The organism is Lysinibacillus fusiformis (genome assembly GCF_016925635.1).
Lineage (GTDB): Bacteria > Bacillota > Bacilli > Bacillales_A > Planococcaceae > Lysinibacillus > Lysinibacillus fusiformis_F.
On record NZ_CP070490.1, the window covers coordinates 4,863,373 to 4,876,637 of the forward strand.

Consider the following 13,265-nt stretch of genomic DNA (forward strand, 5'->3'; position numbering starts at 1 on the left):
CATTTTCATATGAAGAACTATGACCTTTGTTAACTAATAAAAGTTGCACGCTATCTGAATTGGCTATTTATATTAAAATCTAATAAAAGAACTAAAAGTCCAACTATTTTCACCATGATAATGGTTAAATATTTATGGAGAAAGGCTAGATACGGCAGTCCTAACGATCATCAAACAAAATTAATGTCTCTTTATGTAAATTCTTCTAGTCAATCAATAAAAAATAGCCAACGTTTTGATCATACTTTTTACAAAACATTGGCTATTTATATAGAGGACAATCATAAGTGCTTTCAATGATGTTGGCTCATTGCTATTCCTTGTGCAAGCATTTGTCTAAATTCTTGGGCCTGATCTGCTTTAATGGCTACTTGACTATAGCGTTTCTTTATTCCTAACATAAACGTTACTTCCACAGGCTCTTTCATTTTCAAAATGAAATGTGGATAGGCCTCACCAAAATCACGTGCTATAAAGTCTATCGTATCTTTTGATAACTTCCCCTCTAATTGCTCCCTGTCTTCAATGATTGCGGCAATATGATCAAAACGGATTTCAGTGCGTTTCATTAATCCAAGCGATAAGTACAATGTATCATTTGTTACGTAAACAGGATTTAGACGAATAGCCTGCATATCCGCAAGCAAGAAGATTACTGAATAAATATTAATAATAAGCAACACAATGGAAAGTACCATTGACTTTTCATGTAGCCACCAGTGAATACCAATCGTTTCAATAGCAATCCCATGAATAATCATAAGCTGAAAAGCGATATAGCTCGAATTTTTATGCAATGTTAAACCTTGACATTCTTGTCTTCTCCAACTCGCGAAACCATAATAAAGCACTAATAAATCCGCACAAATCATCTGAATAACAGGGTGCTTGGGTGCATGTTTTTCTACAGCCTTTGAAAATGAAAAGAGATCTGGCAAAGAGCTTCCACGCACTTCCCCTAGGATTTTTGGCAGGTATCGTACAAGCGTTGCCACTAGAACAATTTCTAATAGAATAATAGACCCTTCAATCGCAAATCCAGCCCATGTCACTGCCACATAAGGCTGAAGATGTTCCATTGGGATGATAAAACGTGCAGCAATACAGCCAGCTGCAGCTAATAGAATGGCCTGCTTTAACGAAAATTTACCTTTATAAAGCATATATAACACGGGTATTACCAAAATAAAGTCAATCAATGACCCCATGACAACACCATTTGTTTCGATGGGTAAAATAGATGTGCCAAACCCAGTGTTATAGAGTGTATAATTACTCGCTAATACCACTAATAATAAGGCGAGCCATATATTTTGCTTACTTTTTAAGACCATCATTCTCTACGCCCCCTCTCAACTATTAATTTTACTTTATGCCAAATGGTTAATCTTGTATATCATTTGAGTATAAAAGATTATCCTTTTTCTATTCACGTTCAATTATTTTTCACACTTAAAAACTTCTTACGATAAACATGTGGTGGGTAGCCAGTGTATTCTTTAAACTTTTCAATATAATAACTGACCGTACTAAAGCCTGTATCCACCGCTATTTCTGTTATAGATAGCTCATCGCCTCTCAATAATTCTATACTTTTACGTAGCCGATATTGGCGTAAATAGGTAAACGGTGTCATGCCCACTATTTTCTTAAAAAAGCGACTGCATTCAGCGCGACTTATATACACATGGCTAGCTAAATCTTCTAATGCTATTTTCTGCTGATAATGTGCATGTAAAAAATCTAGCATAGCTTTTGCTCGTTCATGCTGCACAATAGTGAAAGAGTCCATCATTTGTTCTGTCAACAAGGATTGGGTCAGCATGGATTCCCAAATGAATAGAAGCTCTCTCCGTACCTTTAGCTCGAAAAATGCGGCTTGCTCTCGCATTAATTCCGCAATCGTCGCTACTTTCTGTGCTAACTCTCCTGTTAGTTTGACATAAGGTAATCGATTTTTTGTGATATACGGTTGTACATATTTCGTAAAAAAGATACTGCCATCATGTCCCCCCATTACTATTGGGTCCACATTTACACAATAAACCACAGCTTGTTCCATTTGATAAGGTTTTGCTTCATGTAATCCTGAAGCATTGATAAAGAGCCCCTCGCCTTGCTTCAATACAAAAACGTCCGTCCCTACTCGATACTGTGCACATCCATTTTTTATAAAAACAAATTGTATTTCTTTATGCCAATGGAGAGGTAGAAAATCCATACTTTCTAATCGCATAACCGTTTCATACAAGGCAACCGGAAATTCCTTTGTTCCATGCAAGGTTAATTCCTGTAAATCCTTTGCTACTTTGATATGTGTTAACGGCATCTACATCACCTCAATATATTGATATTTTTTTGGATTAAATCGATATTTATTTGCATTTAATCACTTTATACTCATCTTATATTGATAGTTTGGGAGATGTAAACAGATGAATCAACTAATCCAAAATAAACGTACTCTTGGCTTGCTATTAGTTATACTCGGTGCAAGCTTCTGGGGAATTGGAGGGACTGTTGCCCAAAGGCTGTTTCAGCAGGATCATATTGAAGTCGGCTGGCTTGTTTCTAGTCGTTTACTTTTAGCCGGTCTATTACTGATAGCTATTTATAAAATGACCCATCGTCATGAATCCATTTTCGTCATGTGGCGCACGAAGCAACATGCATTTAGACAAATTCTATTTAGCTTACTCGGCATGCTTGCTGTCCAATATACATATATGATGTCAATCGCCATTGGTAATTCAGCTGTAGCCACATTATTGCAATATTTAGCACCGCTATTTATCATGGCTTATTACTTTGTAACGAAGCAAAGTCCATTGACAAAACAGGATGCTCTTGCTGTGTCACTGACACTTGTGGGGACCTTTTTATTATTAACAAACGGCTCCTTTTCGACATTGTCCGTTCCTTTTATGGCAGTGTTGTGGGGTATCTTATCTGGTCTTTCTGTTGCATTTTACACCATTTATGCCGTCCCACTTTTACAGCAATTCCATTCATTACTAGTTGTCGGCTGGTCGATGATTATCGGTGGTTTGGTGATGAGTATTTTCCACCCACCCTGGGCTATTGATCTATCAGGTTGGACATTTTCTACCGTTGCTTATTTTCTCTTTATCATTATTTTTGGTACAATGCTCGCTTTTTGGTTTTATATTGCGAGTTTGCACTATCTTTCACCAAAGGAGTCAAGCTTATTAGGTAGTCTTGAGCCATTAATGGCTGTCATCACAAGTGTTTGGTGGTTAAAAATTGCCTTTGGCGGCTATCAGTTTATAGGGACTTTACTAATTCTTCTCATGATTTTATATCTCACAGTATTTCAGAAGAAACAGTCTTGAATATTGAAAATTTAGATTATTATAAATATTAATAGTTAATACCTCCTAGAGTCGATATAGTAATATATGAATTTATACATAAAATTTACATATTTCATATATCTTTTCTCCTTATTTATCTACTATACTGAACCTAACAACAGATAAAAGGAGGTATTTTATGGATAAAAAAGTTATTTTTTTCGAGGTTGAAGGTGGCACAGATAAAGGGCCAAATGGCTATCGTCCAGATACCATGCCAATGGTGGAAGCGCTAAAACAACGTGGGCAAGATGCTGAGGTACTATTCTTTGATATCACAAAAAAGCAACAAATCTTTAACTATGTGAAGGAACATGGTGTTGCCTATGTATCTCGTATAAATCCAGGGAACTTACAGCATGAGGAAGAGTATTTTGCCATGCTACGTGAGCTATGCCAAGCTGGCGTTATAGGGATGCCACATCCAGATGCAATGATTAGCTACGGCTCTAAAGATGTGTTATCAAAGCTTACGACAACAAATTTAGTACCTGATGATACATTTGCCTACTACACAATCGAAGCATTCAAAACACAATTCCCTACTTCCTTAGCACTGACAGAGCGCGTTTTGAAGCAAAATCGTGGTTCAACTGGTGAAGGCATTTGGCGTGTAAAATTGGTAGAACCACTAGCTGAGGGTATCACAGAAGTGCCACTTGATGCACAAATTAAATGTACAGAAGCAAAAGATAATCATGTAGAATTTTGGCAGCTTGGCGACTTTATGACATATTGTGAGCAGTATATTACGGGGACGAATGGTATGTTAATCGATATGCGCTTTCTTCCAAGGATTACAGAAGGCGAAATCCGCTTATTCATGTTGCGCGATCATCCCGTACACGTCGTACATAAAAAACCAGCCGCTACCGAGGATGCCTTTAGCGCAACGCTATTCTCTGGCGCTCAATACCGCTATGACAAGCCTGAAGACTGGCAAGAGCTGGTGCAAAACTTTTTAACGCAGCTCCCTCAAGTAACAAACTTACTAGGCAATTATGATTTACCGTTAATCTGGACGGCTGATTTTATGCTAGATACCAATGAAGCTGGAGAAGATTGCTATATTTTAGGTGAAATGAATTGTTCTTGTGTGGGCTTTACTTCAGAACTGTCGTTAGCCCATGAAGTAGCAGAAGAAATTTTAGCTTGTATCAAGGAGCAAACAGAGGCCATTGCGCCATAAAAAAAGTGCGATCTTTAGGGATCGCACTGTTTCATATATAAATCTTAATTCCTTGTATAAATTCATATATAAAATAACAAGCAAAACCAATCAATAAGAATCCTGCGACAATTGTAAATGTCCTAATCATCTTACGATTCATAGCTTTACGGGTAACCGAAACAATGGTCAGCAAACCGATATCGTGGAGTAAGATTCCACTTAAAACACCAGCTGCAATAATTAAAAAGTTCGTTGGCTGCCCTTGTCCATAAGATTTTGCTAGCACTACACCAAATACATTGACCCAAAAAACGAGATTCCCAGGCGAAATAGCCACCAGTAAGCCGTTAAAATAAGAGGCAAAAAACGATTTGGTTACTTTTTCTCCTGCCAATGTAATATCATGGTCAGCGTTCTTGATAGAATCATAGCCTAACAAGAATAAAAAGCCCGCTCCAATAATCCACATAGGTAGTTGAATCAAAGGCATAGCCAAGATAGAGGCTAGTCCCATATACAAAGCAAAAACCAATACAATATCAATGGTCATGCCACCAAGCCCTACAGCCCAGCCGTGCATAAAACCATTTTTGAGTCCTTGCTTTGTCATTTCTACTGTAATAGCTCCTACAGGCATGGCAATGGCAAGTCCTACCAATACATACGCTACATATAAACTCAAAAAAACACTTCTTTCATGTCATCGATAAGCTTCATACGTCCGTTTATGGTTTCACTATAGCATAATTATACTCAAAAGGAAATAATTATTAATATTTCATACGACTTTTTAACTGTTATAGCATTTGCTTTTTCCATTGCGCTAACACATCGTTTGACTTTGCCAAATCCATTTTCAGTGTAACTTGCTTGGCTGTACAACGTTTTTCAGCTTTTTCCCATGCTTCTTCCAAGGCAGGTAAATAGCTTAAATTTTTTGTCGCTGCTACGAGCTGGAAAAAAATATTCCCTTGTATATAGTGCCAACGAGGATTCATCCCATCCAATAGTATAGCGTCTTCAATCAGTCGTAAAGCCAAATAAGGGCTACCTTCGTGACGATTCAAAAACTGTGCAAAAGCTCCCCAATACAATGCCTTATTGGGCTGTAATTTGATTGCCTCCGCATATTGCACAGATGCCTTGTCCTGTTCTTTAGCGAGGACATAGTATTCCGCCATTGTATAAAAGGCGTTAGCTTGCGCTTCTATAGACCCTGCTAATAATTCATCGATCACTTTGCCAAATTGCTCATCATCCTGACTACCTATATAGGCTGCGAGAACATCTCGTTCTGGATACGAGCCATCTGTACGTTCCACACTTTGCTTCACCTTATCATCAGTAGGCTGAGGCATGTTTGCATACCCATTTGCCTCTAGCATTGCCACATGCTGCTGGATGATTTGATTGGCCTCTTCTTCGACAGCTGCATGATTGCCCAATATTTCTTTAGCTAGTTGATAACTTTCCTTTACTTGACCACTCAAAAACAAGTCATTGATTTGTTGAACTTGTTCGTTCATTTGTTTTACCACTATTAAAATCCTCACCTTCGCAAAAGAAAAATCTTAATGCTAGTTTACCATCTAAGCAGTAGAAGCAAAAGACAGCATGTCCTAATCTTTCTATTATTCTTTTAATTTAAACGCTTTTACATGCTGTTCAAGTGTGTGTGCCATATGATTTGTTTCATTAGAACCTTGTGCTACCTCATCAATGCTTGCAGTTGTTTGCTGTGCCGCAATAGTAATCATATTCATTGTTTCTTCTATATCTCGAATGGATTCCGTTAATTGTTGAATCATTTGCACAATGCGTGCTGATTTTTCATTTTCAGCGGTCATGGCAGTAGAAATAGTAATCATTTCTTCTACTGTTGTGGCCACTGCTGTCGAAATATTCCCTAAAGATTGTGCTGTTAGACGCACCGTCTCCGTCCCTTTTTCAATATATTGCGTATTATCATTCGTAGATGACATAACCTGCTGAACATGCTTCATTATATCCTGAATAAGCTGTTCAACTTGTAATACCTCTTGATTAGATTGCTCAGCAAGCTTGCGTACTTCCTCAGCAACAATCGCAAAGCCTTTACCATGCTCCCCTGCTCTAGCCGCCTCAATGGAAGCATTCAGAGCTAGCAAATTTGTTTGTGATGCGATGTTCGCAATAGACGTTGTAATCGTTTGAATTTTCGTTGCAGACGTGACTAAGTTTTCTACTGTTTGTCGCACCTCACCTGATCCGCTATGAATCAATGCCATATCATTGCTTATATCTTTCGCTAGTCGCTCACCCTCTGTTGCTAATTCCATCGTTTGTCGGGCATTATCAGCACTGTTATTGGCATTGCTTTGAATCATTTGAAGGTCCCCTGCTAAGGAAGTAAGAACATCTGTCGCATTTTCAGCATGGTGCATCCCTGCGGTCACAGCACTTGTCACTTCTTCGATATTATTGGCAACACCTTGAATAGTATTGCTCATATCGTTCAAGGTGGAAGCGGTTTCATCAGCGTTGTTCGTCAACGTATTGGAAGTGGAACGCATCGTCATAATCATATTTTGTAAATTAGCCGTCATTCGATTTAATGTATTCGCTAAATCCGCTACTTCATCTTTACTGTTAATTTTTGTTTCAGGTACAGCTAAATTCCCATTCGCAATTTCTTTCGCCTGCTGAATGAGCACACTAATCGGTCTTACTTTACGACGGATTAAAAAGCCTGTAATGATGGAAGCGATTAGCATAGGGAAAATACTAATTAATATTCCATTTCGTACAACATCCCACGTTCGCTCCTTTACGATATTGGCATCAAAGTCGATGACACTAATGGCAATAATCTCTTTACTAGAATCATGGTCTTTAAAAATAGGGGCATAGCCAGATAAACGGTCCATCCCTGCAAAGGTATAAGGCTGTGAGTATGTCGGATGCTTATGTGTAAGCAACATATCAATCGCTTCTTTGTCTAAATGAAATTGATCACCAGGAGCAAAGCCTTTTTCAGCCAAATGATCATCAAGCGCTAATAATGTACCATCCAATGCTAGAATATATTGTGTTTGGAAAATATCTTTATGACCTGTTGTCCAGTTTAAATCATTCCCGATGTGTTCCTGTACAGCTCGATCGCCTTGAATGGCCTTGTCCAATTGTTCTGGATTGATCAAACCTGTCGTAATATTGGCACATCCATATGCCTCCACACCAGCAGCATCATAAAGTTTATTGTAAGCAGTTATGTATGTAGCGAACGATGTAATCCCTAGCATCACCACTAAAATACCAGCGATAATCGTTCCAAGTTGAAAAGTTAATGAATTACGTAATTTCACGATTCATCCTCTCCCCTTTCTTGTAATAATCTATGAATATTCCCTTTTGTTTTTCATCATACTACAAAAAGATGTATTAAAAAAGCATCTTTAATTATTCTAGTAAGATAAAAACATTGGATAAAAGTTCTGAATTGTGCGATAATTGAAGTAAATCATCATGAGCATTACCAATTCATCTAATAGGAGGGCTTGCTATGAATAAACGCTTTCATTTTATATCGATTGTTACAGGAAACTTGTTAACAATCGGAGCTATTTTTATTTATGCCTTGCAAAGTCAAGTGGATGTAGCCCTCAGCACGTATGCTCTTGTGATGGGTTTTTTAAGTACATTACTGGTGGTTTTCTTCTATATATGGGGAGAAGAAAAGCAACAAGTATCCAATCGTTTTTTGAAATAATATGTATCATTTGTCAGTAGCACGTTTAATGTGGTTCCTTCCCTTTCTATATGCAAAGGGATTTTTTTATGTAAAGATTTAGTCGCGTGAATCAAAAAGTAAGTCAGAAGAGATACTATGTCATACCATTCATTTAGAAAATTAATTATTTGATGTCGTGGAATTGAGATTAAACCTCACCAATTATTCGGGTCTATAAAACAGCTATTTCCATCTATTTTTACTAAAATGGCTTCTTAGATTTATTCACAATTCCCTCCTTTTCCGAGGTATTCCCCTCCGTATACGTCTAATTGTTGTAGAAAAATAAAATTTTTTGTAGAAAATTTTAAAACAATGATTGAGTAGTATATCAATTTTCTGTATAATCAGCTTGTTTGACAATACTTTATATGAACTTGGGGGTAGACAATTGGGTAAAGCATTGATTATCGGAGCTGGCGGAGTTGCCAGTGTTGTGGTACACAAGTGTGTTCAAAATTCGGACGTATTTGAGGAAATTTGTATCGCAAGTAGAACTGTTTCAAAATGTGACGCTCTAAAAGAAAAACTTGACGGCGGAAAAACAAAAATTCATACTGCACAGGTAGACGCAGACAATACAGAAGAGGTTATTGAGCTTATTAAAGCTTTCGGACCAGATGTTGTGATTAACGTGGCCTTACCTTATCAGGACTTAACGATTATGGATGCTTGCTTAGCGACAGGTGTGCACTATGTGGATACTGCAAACTACGAGCCACCTGAAACGGCAAAATTTGAATATAAATGGCAATGGGCTTATAAAGAGAAGTTTGAAAAAGCTGGCTTAACTGCACTACTTGGTAGCGGTTTTGACCCAGGTGTAACAGGCGTTTTCACAGCTCATGCACAAAAACATGAATTTGATGAAATCCACTATATCGATATCGTGGATGCCAATGCGGGAGATCATGGTTATCATTTCGCAACAAACTTCAACCCAGAAATTAACATTCGCGAAATTACAGCGAATGGTCGTTACTGGAAAGAAGGCGAGTGGGTTGAAACAGCACCACTTGAGAAAAAAGAAGTGTATAACCTACCGGAAATCGGACCAAAAGATATTTACCTTCTATACCATGAAGAACTGGAATCACTTGCAAAAAATATCAAAGGTTTAAAACAAATCCGCTTCTGGATGACGTTCTCTGAAAAATACTTAACACACTTAAAAGTATTAGAAAACGTAGGTATGACATCAATTGAGCCAATCGAATTCGAAGGACAAATGATTCAACCAATCCACTTCCTTAAAGCGGTATTACCTGATCCAGCTTCACTTGGACCACGTACAAAAGGTAAAACAAACATCGGTTGTATCATTCGCGGTCTAAAAGACGGCAAAGAAAAAACGTATTATGTGTACAACGTATGTGACCACGAAGAGTGCTACAACGAGGTTGGTTCACAAGCGATTTCTTACACAACTGGCGTACCAGCTATGATCGGTGCAATGCTTGTGATGAACGGTGAATGGCGTAAACCAGGTGTTTGGAATGTGGAAGATTTCAATCCAGATCCATTCATGGATGCATTAAATAAATGGGGTCTACCATGGCAAGAAAGCCATAACCCAGAGTTACTAGACCTTGATTTAGATGCAAAGGAATTAAGCCGATGAAACCAATTGATTTTTCAAAAGTTCCATCCCCTTCTTATGTAGTGGATGAGCGATTATTAACAAAAAATCTTGAGCTTTTAAAATCAATTCAAGATCGTACAGGCTGCCGCATTTTACTAGCCCTTAAAGGGTTCTCTATGCATTCAACTTTCCCGCTAGTAGGGGAATATTTAGCAGGCATTACAGCCAGCTCCCTGCATGAGGCGCGTCTTGGCTATGAAAAAATGGGCAAAGAAGTACACGTTTATGCTCCTGCTTATATTGAGCATGAAATGGACGAGCTTCTAGGCTATGTGGATCACGTCGTATTTAACTCATTTAACCAATGGGCTCAGTTCAAGGATAAAGTAAAATCTACTGGTAAAACAATTGAATGTGGTATTCGTGTGAATCCTGAGTACTCTGAAATTGAAACAGCTCTTTACGATCCTTGTTATACGAATTCCCGTCTTGGAACGACTTTGGCTAACTTCGATAAATCACAGCTTGACGGTATCGATGGCTTACACTTCCATGCGATGTGTGAACAAAATTCAGATACATTAGAGCGTATTATTGAAGTGGTTGAAGAAAAGTTTGGTGATGTTTTACATCAAATGAAATGGTTGAATTTCGGTGGTGGTCACCATATTACACGTGAAGATTATGATGTAGAGAAACTTGTAAACATCATTAATTATATTCAAGATAAATACAACCTGCTTGTTTATCTAGAGCCAGGTGAAGCAGTAGCCCTTAATACAGGTTATTTAGTAGCTACTGTGCTTGATATTCAAGAAAATGGAATGGATCTTGCTATTTTAGATACGTCAGCAACATGTCACATGCCTGATGTACTTGAAATGCCTTACCGTCCAATGATTATTGGTTCTGGCCAAGCAAATGAATTAGCACACACATATCGCTTAGGTGGACTAACATGTCTAGCTGGTGATGTGATTGGCGATTATTCGTTTGAACAGCCATTAAAACCAGGTGATCGTCTTGTATTCACAGATATGGCTCATTATTCAATGGTGAAAAACCATATGTTTAACGGTGTCAACCTCCCTTCTATCGTTTCTTATAACGATGAAGAAGGCATTAAGGTTATCCGTGAGTTTAAATTTGAAGACTACAGTGGTCGTTTGTCTTAATGACATGCGAAAAGCCCTTCCAGTTTATGCTGGAAGGGCTTTTCATGTTGTTGAAAAACAAAGCAGTCAATTGAAACGCAGCTATAAATGATGATTCTTATAGAAAATCATAGCCCTTATTTTTCATTTTGTATTGGTTTTTTTGTAATAAAGATTGATCATTTCGGAAATTGAATATTCAACTAAAGCCCTCCGTTAGTTTAAGTACATTTCTTCACAAAATTAAATGTTTTACTAAGAACATTCCGTCCACTTATTACAGGAACGCTGTTTGGTTAGAAAGTAAACGTCTACATTATTGTTGAAACACTCCCACTATATGAATCTTTCAATAGTCTTAGTGATTTTTCCCCCTTTCCAATCCTCTTTGTTAAGAGTGTAATGATAATGAGTTTGGTCTTCAATTTCAATTTCTCCATTAAAACGAAATCCGCATTTTTGAATAACTTTATTTGAGCCTAAATTGTGAGGTAGAACAACTGTATTAAGCAGCTCTAAATCTGTATTCTCAAACAAATATTTTATCAATCCTTTTACTGCATTTGTTGTGTATCCACGACAACTGTATTGCTTTGAAATTGCATAAACAACTTCTCGGTTTGGTTCACTTAGCTCTTCTTTAATACCTATATTGCAGAAACCAATAAATTCTCCAGTTTCCTTCAATATAATTCCCAACTTCAGGTAATTAGCACTACTAATATTAGGTACAGCTAACAAAAACTTTTTATTGTCGGGTATTTCATAATTCGTGACCCAGTTTAATCGTTGTTCTTTTGTTGAACGCCAATCTGGCAGAAAATTATAAACTTCAGGTTGTGAGGTTAGCTCATAAATAGCATCAGCATCTTCAATTCTAAATTCTCTCAGTAAAATGTCACCACAATCTATTGTAAATAAATTGTTCATATCTATCCCCCCTATTCCTTTGCTAATATTCATTTTGCACAAAAAAACAATTCCTTAAGTAACAATGTCCGCCCAATACATACTTCCACTTCAGTTCATTAATCTAGATAAACTACGTCTGGGTCTCAAAAATCAATTAACTGGTTCCCCTTACCTTTTATAAGAGTTGATTAGATTATATCTGACTTACATTACTTGAAAAAACCTCAAACTTATTTCATAAAAGAAAATAAGCCAATGCGGCATAAAACCACATTGGCTTATTTTAAAAATTTGTTCTTTTTCTTTTCTCTTTTAATACAATTCTTTGAATACTTTTTGATGACAAATAATATTTTTCACACAAAGAAGCTATATTCAACCCCGATAGATAATCATTATATATATTAGAATTTCTTAGATCCAATTCTCCTCTGGTAGCAGTACTGGACCCCCAACTCTTTTTACTATCTTTTCTTCGTGGGATATAAATATATTCACCATCAACATATTTCTGTATTAACTCCACCAACTCAGTTGGAAGTATATGCTTTGCTTTTTTATAGCTCATTTTTGCACTCCTAATTTTTAGTATTTCTTTTAGGAAGAGCAAAGGCTACTTTTTCAATTATTTTATTATGCAATAGCCTTTGCTATGCAAAAATAGTATTCCTTCTCACACACTCAATCCTCCTTGCAATTTTAGATTTTAATACAATTTCACTTTACATTTAATACATATTATACCATATTGTTTTTGATTTATAAGAAGGAAAAAACAAACTGTAAGTTGAATTATAGAATTTATTGAAAACCAGTCACAAAGGAGATGTAATAAATGGAATACTATAAATAATTACGACAGTATGTAGGACATAGACCTATTATTTTACCTGGTTCTGTTGTCATCATTTTAAATGAACAAAATGATGTACTACTGCAAAAAAGGCATGATGGTTATTGGGGTTTACCAGGTGGTTTAATGGATTTAGGAGAAAGTTTTGAAGAGGTAGCAAAAAGAGAGGTTTTTGAAGAAACGGGATTAGTAGTTGAAAACTTAAAATTACTAAATGTCTTCTCTGGTTCTGAATATTACTTCAAAGTTCCAAATGGTGATGAATTATATTCGGTTACAGCAGTTTATTATACCAAAGATATAAGTGGAGAAATGAAAATTGATTATAGCGAGTCAGAAAAAATGCAATATTTCTCAATTAATAATTTGCCAAATGAATTATCTGATGAATATAGAGGGTTTATTGAGCAATACATAGATTTTGAAAAAATGTACTTAAAGTAACGGGGT

13 protein-coding genes are annotated in these 13,265 nt (G+C 36.8%); 6 read left to right on the forward strand and 7 right to left on the reverse strand.

The genetic code is table 11. The annotated features are described in order from the left end of the window. Window positions 1–293: 293 nt before the first annotated feature. Window positions 294–1,337 carry a beta-carotene 15,15'-monooxygenase gene (locus JTI58_RS24060; protein ID WP_205444210.1) on the reverse strand — a complete coding sequence of 348 codons (1,044 nt, stop codon included), beginning with the start codon at window positions 1,335–1,337 and terminating at the stop codon, window positions 294–296. Between the two features lie 98 nt (window positions 1,338–1,435). Next, complete coding sequence (locus JTI58_RS24065; RefSeq protein WP_205444211.1) at window positions 1,436–2,329, reverse strand: AraC family transcriptional regulator; 894 nt, start codon at window positions 2,327–2,329, stop codon at window positions 1,436–1,438. 106 nt (window positions 2,330–2,435) lie between these two features. Here JTI58_RS24065 and JTI58_RS24070 point away from each other — a divergent pair, with 106 nt between their 5' ends. Further along, window positions 2,436–3,353, forward strand: coding sequence for a DMT family transporter (locus JTI58_RS24070; protein ID WP_205444212.1), 918 nt, complete (start codon window positions 2,436–2,438; stop codon window positions 3,351–3,353). A 160-nt stretch (window positions 3,354–3,513) separates the two neighbouring features. Then, the gene (locus JTI58_RS24075) at window positions 3,514–4,563 is read left to right on the forward strand and encodes a Cj0069 family protein (protein WP_205444213.1); all 1,050 of its coding nucleotides are present in this window, start codon (window positions 3,514–3,516) and stop codon (window positions 4,561–4,563) included. Between the two features lie 31 nt (window positions 4,564–4,594). Here the strand turns inward: JTI58_RS24075 and JTI58_RS24080 are convergent, their stop codons facing one another. The 3 genes from JTI58_RS24080 to JTI58_RS24090 form a co-directional block, all read right to left on the reverse strand. Beyond that, window positions 4,595–5,227 (reverse strand): LysE family translocator, encoded by a 633-nt coding sequence (locus JTI58_RS24080; RefSeq protein WP_205444214.1) that lies wholly within the window; start codon window positions 5,225–5,227, stop codon window positions 4,595–4,597. Between the two features lie 115 nt (window positions 5,228–5,342). Continuing rightward, window positions 5,343–6,071, reverse strand: coding sequence for a tetratricopeptide repeat protein (locus tag JTI58_RS24085; RefSeq protein WP_243456245.1), 729 nt, complete (start codon window positions 6,069–6,071; stop codon window positions 5,343–5,345). A gap of 105 nt (window positions 6,072–6,176) precedes the next feature. Beyond that, the gene (locus tag JTI58_RS24090) at window positions 6,177–7,889 is read right to left on the reverse strand and encodes a methyl-accepting chemotaxis protein (RefSeq protein ID WP_205444216.1); all 1,713 of its coding nucleotides are present in this window, start codon (window positions 7,887–7,889) and stop codon (window positions 6,177–6,179) included. A gap of 197 nt (window positions 7,890–8,086) precedes the next feature. On the opposite strand from JTI58_RS24090, the gene JTI58_RS24095 reads away from it, so the two are divergent. From JTI58_RS24095 to nspC, 3 genes are all read left to right on the forward strand, one after another. Beyond that, on the forward strand, window positions 8,087–8,293 hold the full coding sequence (locus JTI58_RS24095) for a hypothetical protein (RefSeq protein WP_205444218.1): 207 nt from the start codon (window positions 8,087–8,089) through the stop codon (window positions 8,291–8,293). A gap of 412 nt (window positions 8,294–8,705) precedes the next feature. Beyond that, window positions 8,706–9,935, forward strand: a complete 1,230-nt coding sequence (locus JTI58_RS24100; RefSeq protein WP_155591447.1) for a saccharopine dehydrogenase family protein — start codon at window positions 8,706–8,708, stop codon at window positions 9,933–9,935. After that, window positions 9,932–11,071, forward strand: a complete 1,140-nt coding sequence (gene nspC, locus JTI58_RS24105) for a carboxynorspermidine decarboxylase (RefSeq protein WP_205444220.1) — start codon at window positions 9,932–9,934, stop codon at window positions 11,069–11,071. Before JTI58_RS24100 ends, nspC begins: the two co-directional genes overlap by 4 nt. Window positions 11,072–11,386: 315 nt before the next feature. Here nspC and JTI58_RS24110 read toward each other — a convergent pair whose 3' ends face one another. Further along, window positions 11,387–11,980, reverse strand: a complete 594-nt coding sequence (locus JTI58_RS24110; RefSeq protein WP_205444222.1) for a GNAT family N-acetyltransferase — start codon at window positions 11,978–11,980, stop codon at window positions 11,387–11,389. Between the two features lie 265 nt (window positions 11,981–12,245). Beyond that, on the reverse strand, window positions 12,246–12,530 hold the full coding sequence (locus JTI58_RS24115; RefSeq protein ID WP_107894599.1) for a CD3324 family protein: 285 nt from the start codon (window positions 12,528–12,530) through the stop codon (window positions 12,246–12,248). Window positions 12,531–12,896: 366 nt separating this feature from the next. On the opposite strand from JTI58_RS24115, the gene JTI58_RS24120 reads away from it, so the two are divergent. Then, window positions 12,897–13,259 carry an NUDIX hydrolase gene (locus tag JTI58_RS24120; protein ID WP_431844412.1) on the forward strand — a complete coding sequence of 121 codons (363 nt, stop codon included), beginning with the start codon at window positions 12,897–12,899 and terminating at the stop codon, window positions 13,257–13,259. Window positions 13,260–13,265: the final 6 nt, after the last annotated feature.

Bases quoted from the DNA above. Each gene is read 5' to 3' on its own strand.
- JTI58_RS24085 (WP_243456245.1), bottom strand. From the start codon at position 6,071: ATGAACGAACAAGTTCAACAAATCAATGACTTGTTTTTGAGTGGTCAA.
- JTI58_RS24095 (WP_205444218.1), top strand. From the start codon at position 8,087: ATGAATAAACGCTTTCATTTTATATCGATTGTTACAGGAAACTTGTTA.
- JTI58_RS24075 (WP_205444213.1), top strand. From the start codon at position 3,514: ATGGATAAAAAAGTTATTTTTTTCGAGGTTGAAGGTGGCACAGATAAA.
- JTI58_RS24115 (WP_107894599.1), bottom strand. From the start codon at position 12,530: ATGAGCTATAAAAAAGCAAAGCATATACTTCCAACTGAGTTGGTGGAG.
- JTI58_RS24065 (WP_205444211.1), bottom strand. From the start codon at position 2,329: ATGCCGTTAACACATATCAAAGTAGCAAAGGATTTACAGGAATTAACC.
- JTI58_RS24070 (WP_205444212.1), top strand. From the start codon at position 2,436: ATGAATCAACTAATCCAAAATAAACGTACTCTTGGCTTGCTATTAGTT.
- nspC (WP_205444220.1), top strand. From the start codon at position 9,932: ATGAAACCAATTGATTTTTCAAAAGTTCCATCCCCTTCTTATGTAGTG.
- JTI58_RS24060 (WP_205444210.1), bottom strand. From the start codon at position 1,337: ATGATGGTCTTAAAAAGTAAGCAAAATATATGGCTCGCCTTATTATTA.
- JTI58_RS24110 (WP_205444222.1), bottom strand. From the start codon at position 11,980: ATGAACAATTTATTTACAATAGATTGTGGTGACATTTTACTGAGAGAA.